This window comes from Chitinophaga sp. (assembly GCF_036569185.1).
Lineage (GTDB): Bacteria > Bacteroidota > Bacteroidia > Chitinophagales > Chitinophagaceae > Chitinophaga.
Window position 1 is genome coordinate 29,876 of the sequence record NZ_DATCRD010000330.1, and the last position, 17,652, is coordinate 47,527.

The window sequence follows — 17,652 nt, forward strand, 5'->3', positions numbered from 1 at the left end:
CGGCAGTTAAAAAGAAGGGCAGATCGTAGATCTCCTCGCATTGTTAAAAGTGCGGTTACTGTAAAGACCTGTATACACAATACCTATTTCATAAGCGCCCCGGCGGTTATTGGCGGCCGACAGGCTGGAAGTAGTGATATCGTAGTTAAACATCAGCTTTATAGCATTGATCTGGTAGCCCACCAGGAAAATAGCCGCATCATTGGCGCGGTAGTAAACGCCGCCATAGAGCTGCTGTACGCCATCGCCGGAAAGATTGTAAGCGGCGTTGGCTCCCAGCATCAGTTCCCGTGCGCCGGCCTGCGTGGCATAATAAGCAGCGGGGTTCAGGATCACCTTATCACTCATTTTCAGGCTGGCATTTAAGAACCCGATATAACGGCGGGGCACCACGTTGTTGCCATCGAAAAAGGTTTCCCTGGGAGTGTTGATATGTTGTACAGAGAAGCCTGCATTTACATAAATATTATCTGTAGGGAAATAAGCATAATTCAATCCTGCCTGCAGATCGAAATAATTGACACTGCTTTGGGTGATAGGCTCGCCGGTAGGGATCTGTGAATCAAAGAACTTACCATTCCACTGATCAGCAAAAGTGAGCTTGGTGATATCCACCCTTTTGCCTGCGGAACCTACATTAAAGCCGGCAGACAATAAGCTGCTGAACCCCAGCAGCTGGTGATAAGCGATAGAAGCATATCCTTTGGTAGAAGTCAGGTTCCCTGCGCCGGCCACATCGCGGAGCAATACGCCGCCAATGCCCACCCAGCCATATTCCAGCTGGTCGCGGAATAACTGGAAATCGCCATATGCCGACATCGTTCTGTATGGGATCGGAACGCTGGTCCACTGATCCCGGTAGTTAATGCCAATACGGTAATTGCCGTCGGGAATAAACCCGGTATTGGCTGGGTTAGTTGTCAATGGCGAATTAAAGAATTGTGAGAAATGGAGGTCCTGCGCATACGCCCCACCCATTGAAACAATTAGCAAAATTGCCAGACATGTTGATAATTTAACGATCTGATTCATGGCTCATCATCTTAACAAGGTTACACTTCCTGATCTGCTGCCTTTTGTGCCATCCGTAAACTCAAGGTTTACGATATATGCATAAACATCCATGGGTTGCAGGTTTCCCTTAAACCGGCCATCCCAACCGATTTGAGGGTCTGAACTTTCAAAAACCAATTGTCCCCAACGGTTAAATATTTTAAGATTGAATTTAGTCGCTCCAAATGCTTTCACGTAAAATACATTGTTCTTGCCGGTTGGTGCAAATGCATTCGGCACATCAAACAATGGTACCACAATGGCACTTACTTCCTCACATTTTGTATCCGTACATCCTTCAGCGTTAGTAACCGTGAGGCACACATTATACGTACCTGTTCTCAGGTATTGATGGCTGGGATTGGCCAGGGAAGAAGTATCCCCGTCTCCGAAATTCCACAGGTAATGTATCGCATTCGCGGAAGAACCGTTCAGGAATTGTATCGGTGTATTTTCTATGGCTTTGGTGGGTGAAAAATCGAAGTCTGCTGTAGGCGGCGCCGCTACATTTACTTCTTTCGTAATCACATCCCGTTTATTACAGGTGTTAGGATCGTCCACTTCCAGCGTTATTTTCCAGCGGCCGGCTTTATTGAATTTATGTACCGGGTAAGGATCGTGTGAAACGGAACCATCATCCTCAAAGGTCCAGGTAAATGTTTCACCGCCTTCGGTAGTATTATCCATCTGTAATTCCGTGCCCACACAAATAGTTCCGGGATCAGTAAACTGAGCTACCACGTTCTGGGCTACACGAAGTGTGTAGGTAATTGTTTGCGGTGCATTACAGAAATTGGTGTCCACCAGCGTAAGGGTAGCGTTGTAAATGCCTGCGTTTTTGTAATAATGGATCAGCGGGAAGGTATCTATCCCGGTATAGAATGGCGGCGTGCCATCGCCATAGTCGAGGATAAATGAACTATCCCTGAAATCGGCCGCCGGTGTTGATTCGTTGGTGAACATATACTTCAGGCTGTCGCAGGGATCCTGGCGTTTCGCTTCAAACTGCAGTACTGCCCTGTTGTTGCCCAGTTTCACGGTTACATAAGCAGTATCTGAGCCGTTACAACTTGAGGGATCATACTTTACCATCCTTACACGGAAAGTGCCCACCTTGTTGAAGGTATGCTGTACGGTATCTCCTTCAGGGCCCAGGTTCAGGGTGGTGTTATCGTCGGGGAAGAACCACTGGTAAGATTTACCCGGCAGGCGGGTAGTATCCACAAAGGTGATTGTTTCCGGTACGCAATAGTTGGTGCGACGGTCCAGCGTTTTGGCGCCTGCTTTCACCCCATCGAGGTTAAACGCAATTTTCAGTGCGCCGAAGTTACAGGCAGCCGGCGGCGTGCTGGAGTAAGCGCCCGGTGTAGTAGGGTACCGTGGTTTGAAGCCGCTTTGGCTCACATTACACCAGGCGCAGATACCCTGGTAAATAATACCATTACGATCAAAGCGGCTGGTACCGCCATCCACGTGCTCGTACAGGCCGGAGCCACCGAAGTAGCTGGCATACAGCGGTCCCTGGGTAGGACTAAACCTCACCGCATCGCGCTGCAATACATAGAAATAAAAATCCATCCCGTCGGTACTGCGTTGCAATCCATCGCTGGTAGTGGTTAGACCGCTAGTTCCGGAGTTTGGATAATGCAGGGAAGTATTGATACCTCCGCCCCATCCGGACACATACACATTTTCGCAGCGGTCTACCAGGAAAGCGGTGGGAGAAATATTGGGGGAAGAAACCATGTTTCTTTTCCGGCCGAAGGTGGTGGAATACACGAAGGCGGACAGGTTAGGTTGTAATTTGGCAATAAACTGCAGACCGTCTTCATTGTACCCGTCGGCGCTGACTTGTTTGATAGGCCATGCCCCTTCCGTGGTGCCCATTACATACACAAATCCTTTTTTATCCAGTTGGATACCATATACCTGGTCGGCAGCAGGGTTATCTGAACCCAGGAAAGTGCCTTGCGTGATGCTTCTTCCATCGCCGGAAATATGCACCACGAAGCCATCGCATACGCCGCCGCGGTATTGCGGGTACAAGGTACCGGCCGTTGCGGGAAAGTCGTCGCTGGCGGTGCCGCCGGCTACATACAGGCTATTGAGGCCGTTCAATGCAATTACATAGGCTGCATCTTCTTTGGAGCCACCCAGGTAACTGGCCCATACCAGGTCCTGGCAGAGCGGGTTTATTTTCATGATCACCGCATCCTGTGAACCTTTGTTAGTACCCTGGAATACGCCGGGAGTTACCGGGAAATCATTAGAGCGGGTGCAACTGGCTACATAGATATAACCTGCATCATCCACTACCACTTCGCTGCGGGCATCGTCGCCATAGTTACGCAGCAATACCCAATCGCCTCCCTGGCGGTCGGCCCGCATGTTCACGCCATCGTCTCCGGTGCCGGCGATGATCAGTGACCCGATGATGGCGCTGCCTGCTGCATTTATTTTAGTAATGGCGATGTCCCAGCCTCCGCGTGTTCCTTTTACAGCTGTATTGGGATAATCGCTGGAAGTGGTTCTGCCGGAGATCACCAGGTTGCCCTGCTGATCTACAAATAAGCTATGTGGTTGTTCTACACCGCTGCCACCCATGTAGGTAGCGTATACCAGACGGGTGCCGTTGGGGTTGAATTTTGAGATGGCGATATCAAACTGCCCGCCTCCATATACGCTTTGCACTGCCCCGGTTGTTACGGGATACCCCGGATTAAACACGATACCGCCGCCGTACAAATTACCCGCATCATCGTAAGTAGCCGTAAAGCCCCAGTTATCAGAACGTGCGCCGGATACGGTAGAGAACACATAGATCGGGTCTATCACCAAAGGATAAGCAGGGTTGTATTCCCCGGATATTCTGAAACCCAGTTTATTACCATTCAACTTATAAGACACCTTAACGGTTACACGTTGATTATCGATGTACTGGTATGCAAAGGGCAGTTGCTCAATCACGTCTCCCACGGAAGTATGCACATACAGTTGTCCTTTCTTCAGTTCCATACCGGTAGCGCCTTCGTATACCATCTGGATATTATCGGGATTGGCGCCGGGATGCACAATCAGGTCGTACTTCAGCTGGGAGCCTTCTGAATAAACATGCGCATCGATGCCGGAATAGAGCGAGTTATAGTTAATCCCCTGGAAGGAACCTACGCCGGTGGCCCATTTGGTGCGGTCATTACCAATGAAGTAGTTGCTTTTGGCTTCCTGTTCTTTTTCGGGAGCTATTTGTACATCGGGATTGGCGTTCACGAAGGTAACACTGTAAGCATGCCCGCGAACATCAGGGATTTTGCCGGGCCGGGGAGGCGGCTGGCCATTGCCTGGCTGGGGCTGTACCGGTTTAACGCTGCTTTTGGGAACGAACACAGTATCAGCGCGGTGGGAGTGACCATGAACATAATCGTTGAGATTCCACAGGTCTTCCTGGTTCATCATCAGGAAAGTGAATCCTGTTTTTTTGAGAAAGATAGCGGCGCCATCCAGTTCTGTCCGGTAGATGATATCTCTATCCCACTGGCCTTTGTTCTCAATAAAATTCAGAGGCGTGAAGTTTGCACGTTGCTGCTGCGCCTGGGCGGATCGTCCGGTGAACAAAAAGCAAATCATCCATCCAATAAGGCCGGTCGGGAAGGTAAATTTCAACGGGATCAGATTTATTTTATTCTTAAAAACTAATATAATACTATTAAACGCAGAAGCCACTCAAATTGTTACGGTCGGGACAAGCACAAAAAACTTCTGAATTGAGGTACGATAGGCTAAATGGGAAACAAGGTGAATCTCAGCTTCAGTAGCTTTCATACTTTTTTAATTCATCCATCAGTTAATAAACGTAAAAACCATCAGGAAATTTTACTCCAGATAGATTTACTTCTCTGGGCGGCCAAAAATTCTTTTAATGCCTGATTCTCAGGCAAAAGCAGATCAGTGTCTTCTTCCAGGATCTTTTCAGCGCTGGCGCGGGCAGCATCCAGGATCGGTTTATCTGCCACGATGTCGGCCAGTTTAAAGTCCAGCACCCCGCTCTGGCGGGTGCCTTCAATATCGCCAGGGCCTCTGAGCTCCATGTCTTTCTCTGAAATAATGAAGCCGTCGTTGGTTTGCACCATTACGTTGATCCGTTCCCGGGAATCCTGGCTTAATTTGTTACCAGTCATGAGTATACAAAACGACTGTTCCGCTCCGCGCCCAACCCTTCCGCGCAGCTGATGCAGCTGCGACAGTCCGAAACGTTCTGTGCTTTCTATTACCATTACTGAAGCGTTGGGCACATTCACCCCTACTTCTATTACCGTGGTGGCTACCATGATATTGGTATCGCCGGTAACAAAGCGATGCATATTGGCCTGCCGCTGTTCTGCCGGCTGGCGGCCATGCACCATACTGATATAAAACTGCGGTTCCGGGAAGAAAGCCTTCACTTCTTCATATCCTTTCATCAGGTTTTCATAATCCAGCTTCTCGGAATCTTCGATGAGCGGGTATACAATATAGGCCTGTCTTCCTTTCCTCACTTCTTCCTTTATAAAATCCATCACCTGCGGGCGCTGGTATTCTGTACGGTGAACGGTGGTAATAGGTTTACGCCCCGGGGGCATTTCATCGATCACCGACACGTCAAGATCTCCGTAGATGGTCATAGCCAGCGTTCTTGGTATAGGCGTTGCCGTCATCACCAGGATATGCGGCGGGATGGTATTTTTTTCCCATAGGCGTGCCCGTTGTGCCACTCCAAACCGGTGCTGTTCATCCACGATGGCCATTCCCAGGTTCTTGAACTCCACTTCTTTTTCCAGGAGGGCATGCGTACCTACGAGGATATCTATGCTGCCATCGAGAGCGCCGGCCAGTATCTGCTTCCGGGCTTTGCCTTTGATGCTGCCGGTAAGCAGGGCTACTTTTACATCCATCCGTTCCAGCAATTCAGAGATCCCTTTAAAGTGCTGCTGCGACAGGATTTCAGTAGGCGCCATCAAACATGCCTGGAAGCCATTATCTTTTGCCAGCAGCATGGTGAGCAGGGCCACCATTGTTTTACCACTGCCTACATCTCCCTGCAGGAGACGGTTCATCTGCCGGCCGTGCATGGTATCTGTACGTATTTCTTTCAATACCCTTTTTTGTGCGCCTGTTAAGGAAAAGGGAAGATGATTGTTGTAGAATTCATTAAAAGATTCGCCCACTGCGCCGAACACAAATCCATGCGACTGCTTGTGTCTTTTGAGTTTCAGTCTGCATATACGGATTTGTGCAATAAACAGTTCTTCAAATTTCAGGCGTCGCTGAGCCAGTCGCGCGTCGTCTTCACTGGCAGGCATATGTATCCTGAAATAAGCCATGGCTCTGGGCATGAGCCGGTACTGTTGTAATACATCCAGCGGGATATTTTCCCTGATTTCCAGGGGAGATAATTGTTCCAGCAGGTTCTTGGTCAGTTTTCCTATAGCCTTGGCCGTTAGTCCGCGGGCTTTGAGTTTTTCTGTAGTATAATAAACCGGTTCCAGGAATTGTTTGCCGGTAGCGGTTTCTTCGGTGAGAAGATCCAGCTCCGGGTGTGCCAGTTGGGTAACACCGTTGAACACCGAGATCCTGCCGAACACGAGGTAAGCTACATTTTCGCGGAGCGATTTCTGCATCCATTGCCAGCCCTGGAACCATACCAGGTCAATGGTGCCTGTTTCATCTTTAAACGTAGCCACTAATCTTTTGGACCTGTTCTCGCCCATTACCACCATATTCACGATCTTTCCCCGGATCTGCACAAAATCTTCATAGCCGCTGAGGGAGGCTATTTTATCGATCCTGGTACGATCCACATAACGGAAAGGAAAATATTGCAGCAGGTCGCCGAAGGTATACACTTTAATTTCCTTACGCAGCAGTTCTCCTTTCTGCGGGCCTACTCCTTTCAGGTATTCTATCGGGTTTGATAATATGGCGGTAAAAGTAGAAATGGCTATTCCGTTTTTGGTGAACAACAAAAATAAAAAAGGCAAATGGTAAAAATTCACCACTTGCCTCTTTTACTAAAAAAACAATTATTAAAACTATTCGGCTATTGCATCTACTTTTCCTTCCACGAACTGTTTCATCCACTCGGTGGTAACAGATTTTGGTCTTTCCAGGGAAAGCCCGAGCGCCCTGTCCCAACAGAGGGAAGCCAGTACGCCTAATGCGCGAGATACGCCAAACAATACGGTGTAGAATTCATATTCAACAAGACCGTAGTGTACCAGCAATGCGCCGGAGTGCGCATCTACGTTAGGCCATGGGTTTTTCACTTTACCCAGGTCCTGCAGGATAGGTGGAACGGTTTCATACACCTGCCATACAATTTTCACCAGTTCATCATCGGGCAGGTGTTTTTTAGCGAACTCCATTTGTGCGGTAAAGCGGGGATCTGTTTTACGCAGTACAGCGTGGCCATAGCCTGGTACTACTTTACCTTCGGCTAAAGTTTTGCGTACATACGCTTCTATTTGTTCGTTGGTTGGAACGCCGCCGCCCAGTTCTTCACGCATCTGGAGGATCCATTTGATCACTTCCTGGTTAGCGAGGCCGTGTAAAGGACCTGCCAGGCCGTTCATACCGGCTGCGAAAGAGAGATAAGCGTCGCTGAGTGCAGATCCTACCAGGTGCGTCGTGTGTGCGCTCACGTTACCACCTTCGTGGTCGGCGTGGATCACCATGTAAAGACGCATCAGTTCCTTGAATCCTTCATCGGAGTAACCGAGCATATGCGCAAAGTTACCGGCCCAGTCGAGCATGCCATTCGGCTGGATATGCTGGCCACCTTTGTATTTGCGGCGATAAACATATGCAGCAATACGTGGCAGGCGGGCTATGAGGTTCATGGTATCCTCGTACATGTAGCTCCAGTAATCTTTTTTATTTATTCCTTCAGCGTAAGCGTGTGCGAAAGAGGATTCTGTTTGCAGCGCCATGATACCCACGTTGAACATAGTCATAGGATGCGCGGTGATGGGGAGCGCTTCAATAGCATCAAAAACGTGGTTGGGTACATGAGAACGGCGGCCCCACATACTGGACAGATATTGTACATCTGCTTCTGTAGGCAATTCTCCGATCAGCATCAGGTAAAATAAGCCTTCAGGTAATGGCTCTGCGCCACCTGGCGCTTTAGGTAAATGCTCCCTTAATTCCGGGATGGAATATCCGCGAAAACGGATTCCTTCATTGGCATCCAGCAGGGAAGTTTCTGTTACCAGACCGGTAATGCCGCGCATACCCTGATAAACCTGTGCCAGTGTTACGTCCTCAATTTTCTTGGTGCCGTGATTCTTTACCAGGTCTTTTACTTCAATGTTAAGTTCATCTGCTTTAACCTTGAACTTCTCTTTTATGTACCCCATTTTACTGCTATTGTTATGTAATGAAAACAAAATCGATCAATAGTCAAAAGTAATGATTTGTTAACGAAGTTACCACCATTTAGTGGTATTTAATGCCAAATTAACAACGATCCGCGAGTGAAAAGTCAAAGCAATATTGACGTAGTAAGACTCTTTAATAATATAGCTACAAGTATCTTACGAATATAAAATAATATACACTTATACAGACGTTAAAGAAATGTAAAATTTTCAGAATGAATTGAAAATTTTGAAAGAAAAAATCTTTGAAAAAATTATTTCCGGGGAGATTTCTCCGGAGAAAACTTTTTGGGAAAGGCCGGGAGAGGCTAATAAAAGAGAGGAAAGGAAAAAATGGACAACAAGCAAATTCGCAAACCGGCTAAAGATATATGTCAGGTACCTGTCCCATACTTCTCAGTAACTTAGGACTCGTCTATGTGTCGTACTCCTCATACACTCTCCATACACTTCCCATACACTCGGCATACACTTTCAATACACTCCCCATACACTATCTCATCACTTCGGCGCCTTGCGGTACAGGTAAAACGCCAGCCCGCCAAACAGTATATTCGGGATCCACACCGCCAGGAGCGGGTTCAGATCGGCCTTAACAGAAAACACTGTGGCGAATTGCAGGAATATAATATAGCTCGCACTGATAACGATCCCTACTGCCAGATGCAATCCACTTCCTCCCCTCACCTTTTTCGCAGCAATAATCCCCCCGATCAGGGTGAGGATCACCACGGCAAAGGCAGCTGAAGTTCTCCTGTAGTACTCTACCCAATACGTATTAAGCCCTTCCGCCCCGCGGATGCTTTCCCTTTGGATATACCGCCGGAGATCAGGAGTGGTCATGGCCTCCTGGAGATTTTTCTCTTCTACGAGGTCCTTAGGCACCAATGGTATTTTAAGCAGGGTGTCCTGTTTGCTCACCCAGGTTTCCTTCAACCCGTTCATGGTGCGCATGGACACATAATCCAGTTTCCATTTCTTCGAAGTGGAGTCCCAGCTGATACGGTCGGCTTTCAGCTTGAAGGTCATGTTTTGTTTATCCACTACAGACAGCACGAAGTTGCTGCCGCTTTTATAGTTGGGATCGTAGGTACCAAAGGTAACGTAGGTGAAGCTATCGATACGGGTGGTACGATCGTATTGCGACTTTTCGTCGTCGTGACTATGAAGGTATTTGTTTTCAAAGCTGGTACGGATGCGGTTGGCGTTGGGCACAACCCAGTAGTTGGCCAGCCAGAGCACCCCGCCGAAAAGGAATGCCCCCACCCAGTAAGGGCGCAGGAAGCGCCGGAAGCTTACGCCGGCAGCCAGGATGGCAATAATTTCCGAACGGTAGGCCATCTTGGAAGTAAAAAAAATCACCGACAGGAATATAAACAGCGGGAACAGTAAAGCCAGGATGTGGGGAATAAAACCAAAATAGTAATCCACTATGATTTCATGCAGCGACAGGTGGTGCTTCATGAAGTCGTCCACCTTTTCCGTAGTGTCTATCACTACAGAAATCAATAGGAATATCATCAGGGAGTAAATGAAAGTACCTATGAGCTTGCGTAAAATGTACCAGTCAATTTTAGTCATGACCCCAAAGATATTAGTTTATTTTATAGTCCGGACTTTTACAATCGTGTTTTCAGCTGTTCGATCATCCCGGTTTTCCAGGTGGAAAAAGTGCCGGCCAGTATTTGTTTACGGGCTTCCTTCACCAGCTCCAGGTAAAATGCCAGGTTGTGGATACTGGCTAATGTCATGCCTAAAATTTCGCCGGCTACAAACAGGTGACGCAGGTACGCCTTAGAGTAGGCATTGGTGGCAAAACAGGGACTGTTGGCATCGATCGGGCTGAAATCAGTAGCCCATTTCTTATTACGGATATTCACTACGCCGTTCCAGGTGAACAACATCCCGTTACGGCCGTTGCGGGTGGGCATCACACAATCGAACATATCGATACCGAGGGAAATGTTCTCCAGGATATTCCAGGGAGTTCCTACGCCCATCAGGTAACGGGGCTTATCTGCCGGCAGGGATTCACATACCAGTCCGCACATTTCGTACATTTCATTTTCCGGTTCTCCCACGCTAAGGCCACCAATGGCATTACCGGCGCAGTTGCGGGAAGCGATATATTCAGCGGAGGCTTTACGGAGGTCTTTATAAGTGCTGCCCTGTACAATGGGGAACAGGGTTTGTTCATGACCATAGGCAGGTTCGGTATCATTGAGGCGTTTGATGCAGCGGTCGAGCCAGCGGTGCGTGAGCTCCATCGACTTACGCGCATAGCGGTATTCCGACGGATAGGGCGGACATTCATCAAAGGCCATGATAATATCGGCGCCAATGGTGCGCTGGATATCCATCACATTTTCAGGAGTGAAAAGATGGCGGGAGCCATCGATGTGCGACTGGAACACCACGCCTTCTTCCTTGATCTTACGGTTGGCGGCCAGGGAAAACACCTGGTAACCGCCGCTGTCTGTAAGGATAGGCCGGTTCCAGCCATTGAATTTATGGAGGCCCCCGGCGAGTGATAATACTTCCAGGCCGGGTCTCAGGTACAGGTGATAGGTATTGCCAAGAATGATCTGGGCCTGCACATCTGCACGCAGTTGTTCCTGTGTAACAGCTTTTACACTGCCCACAGTGCCTACCGGCATAAAAATGGGCGTTTCTATTTCCCCGTGGGCAGTGGTGATTTTCCCGGCCCTGGCATTACTGCCACTGTCTGTAGTAATCAGTTCAAAATTCACTCGTCGATATTTCAGGCCGCAAAGATATTGAAATGAAGTGAAGAACAGCGCGGGGGAAGAAGCTCCCGGCTTCGTTACCGGGATGCCCCTGTCCAATGTTCATAATTAATTCTTTTACAGATAATAAAAATATTATATTTTTGCCAGCATTATGGACCATCTGGGTGAAATTGCCTTATACTTTTTTGCTGCCGTAGCAGGGATACAAATCATTTATTTTCTCTTTGTGTTCTCCCGGGTAGCTTTCTATAGACGTAAATTTGACCTGGACCACACACCGGACGGGCCTTTTTCAGTAATCATCTGTGCCAAGGATGAAGAATTGAACCTGCAAAAGAATTTGCCGGGGGTATTGCAGCAGCGGTATCACCAGCATATGAAACCGGAGTACGAGGTGATTGTGGTAAACGATAACTCTGAAGACGATACCAAGTATTACCTGCGCTCCATTGAGCCGGGTTATCCGCATTACCGGCATATCGAGATCAAACAGCCCGCGAAATTTATTCCCGGCAAGAAATACCCCCTGTCTATCGGTTTGAAAGGCGCGCGATTTGAAAATGTATTGCTTACAGACGCCGATTGCAAGCCGGGCAGCACTTACTGGCTTTCCCTGATGAGCCAGGGATTTACAGACAAGAAGGAAATTGTACTGGGATACGGCGCCTATCATAAGAAGCCGGGGTTCCTGAATAAGATCATCCGCTATGAAACTTTCTTCAGCGCCCTGCAGCACCTTTCCTTTGCCATGAGCGGCATGCCCTATATGGGCGTAGGCCGCAACCTGGCCTATAAAAGAGAGCTTTTCTTTAAACATAAAGGTTTTACAAGTCACCAGCACCTGGCCAGCGGCGATGATGACCTGTTTGTAAACACCGCAGCCAACCGGAAAAATGTGGGCGTGGTGATCGACAAACAGGCTTTTACTTACTCTGAGCCTAAGCAAAGCTGGAAGAGCTGGTTCCGGCAAAAAACCAGGCATATGTCTACCGGCAAGCATTACCGCTTTAGCCACAAGTTTGTGCTGGGGTTGTTTTCACTCACGCATTTCCTTTTTTACCCCGCTTTTATTTTTGCGCTGTTTTTCCCACCACCCATCCTCTGGTATGTGCTGGGTATTTTCGGAGGCAAGGTATTGATACAGTCCATTATTACTTATGCCGCCATGCGCAGACTGGATGAAAGCGACCTGTTTAAATTCAGCTGGCTGATGGATATTTTTATGGTATTGTACTACATCATCTTTACCCCTGCGTTGTTCTTCCGGTCCAAAAACAAATGGTAACCCTGCTTATTTGCTTTTGCTTTACTTTTGCCGCATGGAAATTATTTTAAAGTATTTCAGCGACTTTACACCGGAACAGCTGTCGCAATTTGAGGCGCTACAGGGATTATACCAGGAGTGGAATGAAAAGATCAATGTGATATCCCGTAAAGATATAGATGCCTTGTATGAAAAACATGTATTACATTCTCTCAGTATAGCTGCTATTGCAGATTTCCAGCCCGGCACCCAGATACTGGACCTGGGCACCGGCGGCGGGTTTCCCGGTATTCCCCTGGCCATCTTTTTTCCCGAAGTACAATTTCACCTGGTAGATTCCATTGGTAAAAAAATCAAGGTGGTGGAAGGCGTGGCGGAAGCGCTGCAGCTGAAAAACGTCACTGCAGCACATAGCCGGGTGGAGGAGATCAAAAACCGGAAATTTGACATCGTGGTATCCCGCGCGGTGGCCCCCCTGGGTGACCTGTGGCGCTGGAGCAAGCATTTAATGAAGAAATCTACTGTTCCGGGCAAGCAATTTGAAAAAGGGCTTATTTGTCTGAAAGGTGGGGATCTGGCCCAGGAAATTTCAGACAGCGGATTAAAACCACGCCTGGTAAAGGTGTATGATATTTTCCCTGAAGAAAGTTTTAAGGAGAAGTTCGTGGTATTGGCTAAGAGCTAAACCAGGTTCCGACGCGGCGGATGCCTGAGTATTTGGGCATTTACTAAATGCTAAGCCCATGGCGGATGCCTGAGTGTTTAGGCATTTACTTAGCGCCAAAACCTGTTTCCAATGTAGAGTGACGGATGCCGAGGTGCTCCAGTTCATGGCGCAGTGCTTTTTTCAGGGCTTCCGTGCCGGCGGCATCCAGCTGCGGATCTATGGTTACCTGGGCTGTTAGAGCGTTTTCAGTAGTGCTGAGCGCCCACACGTGGATATGATAAATATCCTTTACCCCTTCCAGGGCCAGGGCCTTTTTCCGGATCTCCTGGAGGTCAATATCTTTCGGCACTCCATCCATCGACAGCCGCAGGCTGTCGCGCAGCAGGCCCCAGGTGCCAAATACAATGACTACCATTACAATAATACTTAGTAAAGGATCCAGCCAATACCATTTTGTATAGATGATCATAATGCCGGCCACCACCGTTCCAAGCGATACCAGGGCATCGGCCGCCAGGTGAAGGTAGGCTCCTTTAATATTCAGGTCTTTTTCTTTGTCTTTGAAGAACAGCCAGGCGGTAAATGCGTTGATAAGGATACCGATACCTGCTACCACGGCAATAGGTGTTCCCGGCACTTCATAGGGCCGGCTGAAACGGCGGATGGCCTCATACCCGATCACCCCAACCACAATAAGCAAGAGCATGGCGTTAAACAGGGAGATAAGAATTGTACTTTTGCGGTAGCCGTAAGTATAGCCGGGGTTGGAGGTTATTTTGGCCAGGCGGAAACCCAGCAGCGACAGGGCCAGGCTGGCCACATCACTGAGGTTATGCCCTGCATCGGCCATGAGGGCCAGGGAGTGGGTAAGGAAACCGGCAATAAACTCCGCTGCTACAAAGGCCAGGTTGAGAGAAATTCCCCATATAAAAGCCCTGTTAACCTGGGCATTATTTAAAGGAGGGGTATGAGCGTGGGCATGATCATGCATAAACAACAGATTTCCTTGTCGTAATTTAAGAAGATTTTTTTTCGTCCTTATAAAATATCCGTTCTGTTGTTTCGTCATCCTTATTAAGATGAAACAACTGGTCCTTACAAATAGCATTATGGCCATAGAGCAAAACGAACGCATACAGGCAACCGTGAAGCAGGAGCGTAAGCGATTGCTGCACTTTATCCGGCAACGGGTAAGCAATGCGTCGGATGCTGAGGATATTTTACAGGATGTTTTCTACCAGTTTACCGAATACCTGCGCCTGGGCAGCCAGGTAGATTCTATTACCGGTTGGCTGTTTGCCGTAACCCGGAACAAGATTACCGATTGGTTCCGTAAGAAGAAAGAAACTCCTTTTTCTGATTTCACGCGCGAGATAGAAGGCGAAGAAGTGCTATTTCTTCCCGAACTGCTTTCCGACAGGAATATGGAAGCAGACACCCCTATGGCGAAAAAGATCATGTCGGAAGCCATTATGGAAGCCATCGACGAGCTACCGGCCGATCAGCGGCAGGTATTCCTGCAGCACGAACTGGAAGGGAAATCCTTTAAAGAAATGAGTGAAGAAACCGGCATCGGGGTAAACACCCTCCTGTCACGCAAACGTTATGCAGTACTATTCCTCCGGGAGCGCCTGGCGGAGCTGTATAATGAATTACTTAACGACTGATTTAATTATTAAGATATGAGAAACAATTTTGGCAGAAGAAGAGGTGGTCTGCAGGTACTCAAATTTGTAGTACTCGGCGCACTGTTCATTACAGCGGTAGGATTTGCTACCATGTTGTTATGGAACTGCCTGATCCCCGAACTGTTCCACGGCCCTGTGATCACTTTCTGGCAGGCATTGGGACTATTATTACTGGGCAAGCTGCTTTTCGGGTGGCACCACAACCATCACGATAAATTTGGCCGGGGCCGGGAATGGAAAGCCCGCCTGAAAGAACGGATGGCCAATATGACACCGGAAGAACAGGAAAGGATGCGGGAACAACTGCGCAACCGCTGCAGAACAGGCTTTGAAGGCTGGAGACGCGACGATTGGTACCGTGAACCTGACCGCGGCTACCGTGACCAGGAACGCAGTGACCGCGACCGCGAAGCCCCCCGGAACGACGAAAAAGAATCACGCTAAAAACATTGTGCGATGATAGGAATATTCAAAACCAATATAGGCAGCCCGGAAGAGCGTCAGCTGATGATCCGGGCCATTGCTTCCAGTTTTCCGGTAGGCGCCTGCCATGTGGACCTTGATGATTGCGACAAAGTATTACGCATTGCCGATCTGCAGGTGGAAGAGAATATTATTATAGAATTCGTCCAAAAACAAGGCTTTGAATGCGCTGTGCTGGAATAAATTAAGTTTTTCTTCATAGTTGATCAATATTCCCGGGCTACATGACCATTTTATTATACATAAATTTATTTTATATATAATTTGCTATTGGCCGGCTCGCAAATCTGACGTAACTTCAAAAGAGAATGCAGTGGCCCGGGTATATTGATACAAAGCCAGGTATTGTGTATTTGAAATCCTCTAAATTTTGTTTCCTATGTACCTGAACCATCACGAGATCAGATCTCTGTTAAATACCAGTTTCGACAACTTCGTGGATTTTGTGAATACGTTGCCGGATATACGTTTTACCGCCTCCCCTTACGGTAAGTGGTCTGCCGGCCAGCAACTGGACCATCTCATAAAATCTATCCGGCCGGTAAGCAGCGCATTGGGATTTCCCAAAGTGACATTGCTCTATTTTGGCACCAGTGCTATTCCGTCGAGAACGTATGATCAACTGGCAACGGATTATCAGCGGGTATTGGACTCCGGCGCAAAATCGGCCAGGGCTTACCTGCCGGGCGTGATCTACCCCGCGCAGCGGCCTGCATTGATACAAGGTTTTCTTCTCCAGAAAGATAAATTAATCAACAAACTGGCCGGCTGGTCGGAAAGTGACCTTGACAGGTACCGGCTCCCCCATCCCCTGCTTGGTAAACTTACCATCCGGGAGATGATGTACTTTATTGCTCATCACAATGAGCACCACCTGGGAAAATTAAAAGACCAGGAATTACAGGGCCATACCTGGGAAAACCAATTACAGCAGCTGATATTTTGATTTTTTAGTAAATTGTCGCTACCTAAAAAATCCTCATGGCTACAACTGCGTTAGTCATCAGTGGCGGCGGCTCCAGGGCAGCTTTTGCTGTTGGCGCTCTGAAACACTTATATTCACGACAACCAGCCATTGATTTCGACTTTTTCTGCGGCACCGGCATCAGCTCATTAATTGCGCCCCTGGCAGCTTTGGGCGAAATAACATTACTGGAAAAATTATTCACCAGCAACACCACCGCCGACCTGGTAAACACCAGCACCATGCTGCAACGCTTCCCCCAAAACAATTCCCTTTACAACGCCACCGCCCTTACACATAAGATCACCAATATTTTTACAGATACCCGTTTCCGTGCATTGCAACAACTGAACAAGGAAATATTTGTTGGCGCCCGTTGTCTTCAAACCAACCGCATCACCTATTTTTCTCCTTCAGGCACAGATACAGTAATGAAAGATTACGATGTAATATCCCTGCACGATAATTACACTTTCCGCGAAGCGATGCAGGCATCCTGCAGTATGCCCGTGTTTATGCCACCGGTGGAAGTAGCCTCCCTTCCTGACCAGGTACAGCAGTTCACCAACGCCGGAGGCGCTCACTACCACCCCGTAAAACTGGCTATAGAAAAAGGCGCCAGGGAGATCTTCGTAATCCTTCTCACCCCGGAAATACCCGGTGAAGATGATATCTTATTTAAAAACCTGCTTGATATCCTGGAACAACATGTGGATAACAACACCAACGAAATAGCTGCTACAGATATCCGGGTAACACAGCTGATCAACAACGCACTCACCTATCTTGAGACAGTAAAGAATAACCTGAAAAAAGCAGGCATCAGCGCCGCGGATATAACACGGTGTTTTGATGCACCCGCTGCCAATCCTTTCAAGGGAAAAAGAAAGGTGAAGTTACATATCATCCGCCCGGAAAAGGCGCTGGATGTGCATATGGGGGGACTGGAATTTATACCGCAGGTAATGAAGGAAATGATGAAGGAAGGAGAACGGAGAGCTGCAGATTTACTGCCATAGCTATAAAAAAAATACCGGGACACTGCTTTTTAAACAATATCCCGGAGTATCACTTTTAAGACACCGCTTTATTATTACTTCTGTCTACATCCGCCATACGCTGGCTGGGATCTATTTCCAGCTCTTTGATCTCTGAGAGGGGCGTATCCAGTTCCACTTCATAAACGGGGTTAGTCCAGTACCAAACGGGATCGACTATACGTTTTACGTCCGGGTACTCATTAGGTTTTTCCCCATACATGATTGACAGCGGGATATAATGCAGCACTTTGTTACCGCTTTTATCAGTTACCATAAAATCAATGGGCATAGGCATATATCCTATCCTGCGTAAACGCACCATTGTTTTATT

At 48.1% G+C, this 17,652-nt stretch carries 14 protein-coding genes and 1 pseudogene; 7 read left to right on the forward strand and 8 right to left on the reverse strand.

Going from position 1 to position 17,652, the window contains the following annotated elements; all coding sequences use genetic code 11:
- Positions 1-6 precede the first annotated feature (6 nt).
- The 6 genes from VIM72_RS25185 to tgt all read right to left on the reverse strand — a co-directional run bounded on the left by VIM72_RS25185 (position 7) and on the right by tgt (position 11,230).
- Positions 7-1,032 (reverse strand): PorP/SprF family type IX secretion system membrane protein, encoded by a 1,026-nt coding sequence (locus tag VIM72_RS25185; RefSeq protein ID WP_332005588.1) that lies wholly within the window; start codon positions 1,030-1,032, stop codon positions 7-9.
- Positions 1,033-1,038: 6 nt separating this feature from the next.
- Complete coding sequence (locus tag VIM72_RS25190; RefSeq protein ID WP_332005589.1) at positions 1,039-4,713, reverse strand: PKD domain-containing protein; 3,675 nt, start codon at positions 4,711-4,713, stop codon at positions 1,039-1,041.
- A 200-nt stretch (positions 4,714-4,913) separates the two neighbouring features.
- Entirely contained in the window at positions 4,914-7,067 is a 2,154-nt protein-coding gene (gene recG, locus VIM72_RS25195; RefSeq protein ID WP_332005590.1) for an ATP-dependent DNA helicase RecG, read from the reverse strand.
- 51 nt (positions 7,068-7,118) lie between these two features.
- Positions 7,119-8,444, reverse strand: coding sequence for a citrate (Si)-synthase, eukaryotic (locus tag VIM72_RS25200; RefSeq protein ID WP_332005591.1), 1,326 nt, complete (start codon positions 8,442-8,444; stop codon positions 7,119-7,121).
- A gap of 522 nt (positions 8,445-8,966) precedes the next feature.
- Positions 8,967-10,046 carry an LptF/LptG family permease gene (locus VIM72_RS25205; protein ID WP_332005592.1) on the reverse strand — a complete coding sequence of 360 codons (1,080 nt, stop codon included), beginning with the start codon at positions 10,044-10,046 and terminating at the stop codon, positions 8,967-8,969.
- A 38-nt stretch (positions 10,047-10,084) separates the two neighbouring features.
- The gene (gene tgt, locus VIM72_RS25210; RefSeq protein WP_414649024.1) at positions 10,085-11,230 is read right to left on the reverse strand and encodes a tRNA guanosine(34) transglycosylase Tgt; all 1,146 of its coding nucleotides are present in this window, start codon (positions 11,228-11,230) and stop codon (positions 10,085-10,087) included.
- 136 nt (positions 11,231-11,366) lie between these two features.
- Here tgt and VIM72_RS25215 point away from each other — a divergent pair, with 136 nt between their 5' ends.
- Positions 11,367-12,500: a glycosyltransferase gene (locus VIM72_RS25215; RefSeq protein WP_332005594.1), complete on the forward strand. Its 1,134-nt coding sequence runs from the start codon at positions 11,367-11,369 to the stop codon at positions 12,498-12,500.
- Between the two features lie 34 nt (positions 12,501-12,534).
- The gene (gene rsmG, locus VIM72_RS25220) at positions 12,535-13,164 is read left to right on the forward strand and encodes a 16S rRNA (guanine(527)-N(7))-methyltransferase RsmG (protein WP_332005595.1); all 630 of its coding nucleotides are present in this window, start codon (positions 12,535-12,537) and stop codon (positions 13,162-13,164) included.
- Between the two features lie 85 nt (positions 13,165-13,249).
- On the opposite strand, the gene VIM72_RS25225 is transcribed toward rsmG, so the two are convergent.
- Complete coding sequence (locus tag VIM72_RS25225; RefSeq protein ID WP_332005596.1) at positions 13,250-14,137, reverse strand: cation diffusion facilitator family transporter; 888 nt, start codon at positions 14,135-14,137, stop codon at positions 13,250-13,252.
- Between the two features lie 88 nt (positions 14,138-14,225).
- Here VIM72_RS25225 and VIM72_RS25230 point away from each other — a divergent pair, with 88 nt between their 5' ends.
- From VIM72_RS25230 to VIM72_RS25250, 5 genes are all read left to right on the forward strand, one after another.
- Positions 14,226-14,813 (forward strand): RNA polymerase sigma factor, encoded by a 588-nt coding sequence (locus VIM72_RS25230; RefSeq protein ID WP_325638814.1) that lies wholly within the window; start codon positions 14,226-14,228, stop codon positions 14,811-14,813.
- 15 nt (positions 14,814-14,828) lie between these two features.
- Complete coding sequence (locus VIM72_RS25235; RefSeq protein ID WP_332005597.1) at positions 14,829-15,278, forward strand: hypothetical protein; 450 nt, start codon at positions 14,829-14,831, stop codon at positions 15,276-15,278.
- 12 nt (positions 15,279-15,290) lie between these two features.
- Complete coding sequence (locus VIM72_RS25240) at positions 15,291-15,500, forward strand: hypothetical protein (RefSeq protein ID WP_332005598.1); 210 nt, start codon at positions 15,291-15,293, stop codon at positions 15,498-15,500.
- Positions 15,501-15,696: 196 nt separating this feature from the next.
- Positions 15,697-16,263 carry a DinB family protein gene (locus VIM72_RS25245; protein WP_332005599.1) on the forward strand — a complete coding sequence of 189 codons (567 nt, stop codon included), beginning with the start codon at positions 15,697-15,699 and terminating at the stop codon, positions 16,261-16,263.
- Positions 16,264-16,298: 35 nt separating this feature from the next.
- A complete protein-coding gene (locus tag VIM72_RS25250) occupies positions 16,299-17,300 on the forward strand; it encodes a patatin-like phospholipase family protein (RefSeq protein WP_332005600.1) in 1,002 nt (333 codons plus the stop codon).
- A 55-nt stretch (positions 17,301-17,355) separates the two neighbouring features.
- Here VIM72_RS25250 and VIM72_RS25255 read toward each other — a convergent pair.
- Positions 17,356-17,652, reverse strand: a pseudogene (locus VIM72_RS25255) (M1 family peptidase); the annotation flags it as partial.

Bases quoted from the DNA above. Each gene is read 5' to 3' on its own strand.
- VIM72_RS25185 (WP_332005588.1), bottom strand. From the start codon at position 1,032: ATGAATCAGATCGTTAAATTATCAACATGTCTGGCAATTTTGCTAATT.
- VIM72_RS25200 (WP_332005591.1), bottom strand. From the start codon at position 8,444: ATGGGGTACATAAAAGAGAAGTTCAAGGTTAAAGCAGATGAACTTAAC.
- VIM72_RS25205 (WP_332005592.1), bottom strand. From the start codon at position 10,046: ATGACTAAAATTGACTGGTACATTTTACGCAAGCTCATAGGTACTTTC.
- VIM72_RS25215 (WP_332005594.1), top strand. From the start codon at position 11,367: ATGGACCATCTGGGTGAAATTGCCTTATACTTTTTTGCTGCCGTAGCA.
- rsmG (WP_332005595.1), top strand. From the start codon at position 12,535: ATGGAAATTATTTTAAAGTATTTCAGCGACTTTACACCGGAACAGCTG.
- VIM72_RS25225 (WP_332005596.1), bottom strand. From the start codon at position 14,137: ATGCATGATCATGCCCACGCTCATACCCCTCCTTTAAATAATGCCCAG.
- VIM72_RS25230 (WP_325638814.1), top strand. From the start codon at position 14,226: ATGAAACAACTGGTCCTTACAAATAGCATTATGGCCATAGAGCAAAAC.
- VIM72_RS25235 (WP_332005597.1), top strand. From the start codon at position 14,829: ATGAGAAACAATTTTGGCAGAAGAAGAGGTGGTCTGCAGGTACTCAAA.
- VIM72_RS25240 (WP_332005598.1), top strand. From the start codon at position 15,291: ATGATAGGAATATTCAAAACCAATATAGGCAGCCCGGAAGAGCGTCAG.
- VIM72_RS25245 (WP_332005599.1), top strand. From the start codon at position 15,697: ATGTACCTGAACCATCACGAGATCAGATCTCTGTTAAATACCAGTTTC.
- VIM72_RS25250 (WP_332005600.1), top strand. From the start codon at position 16,299: ATGGCTACAACTGCGTTAGTCATCAGTGGCGGCGGCTCCAGGGCAGCT.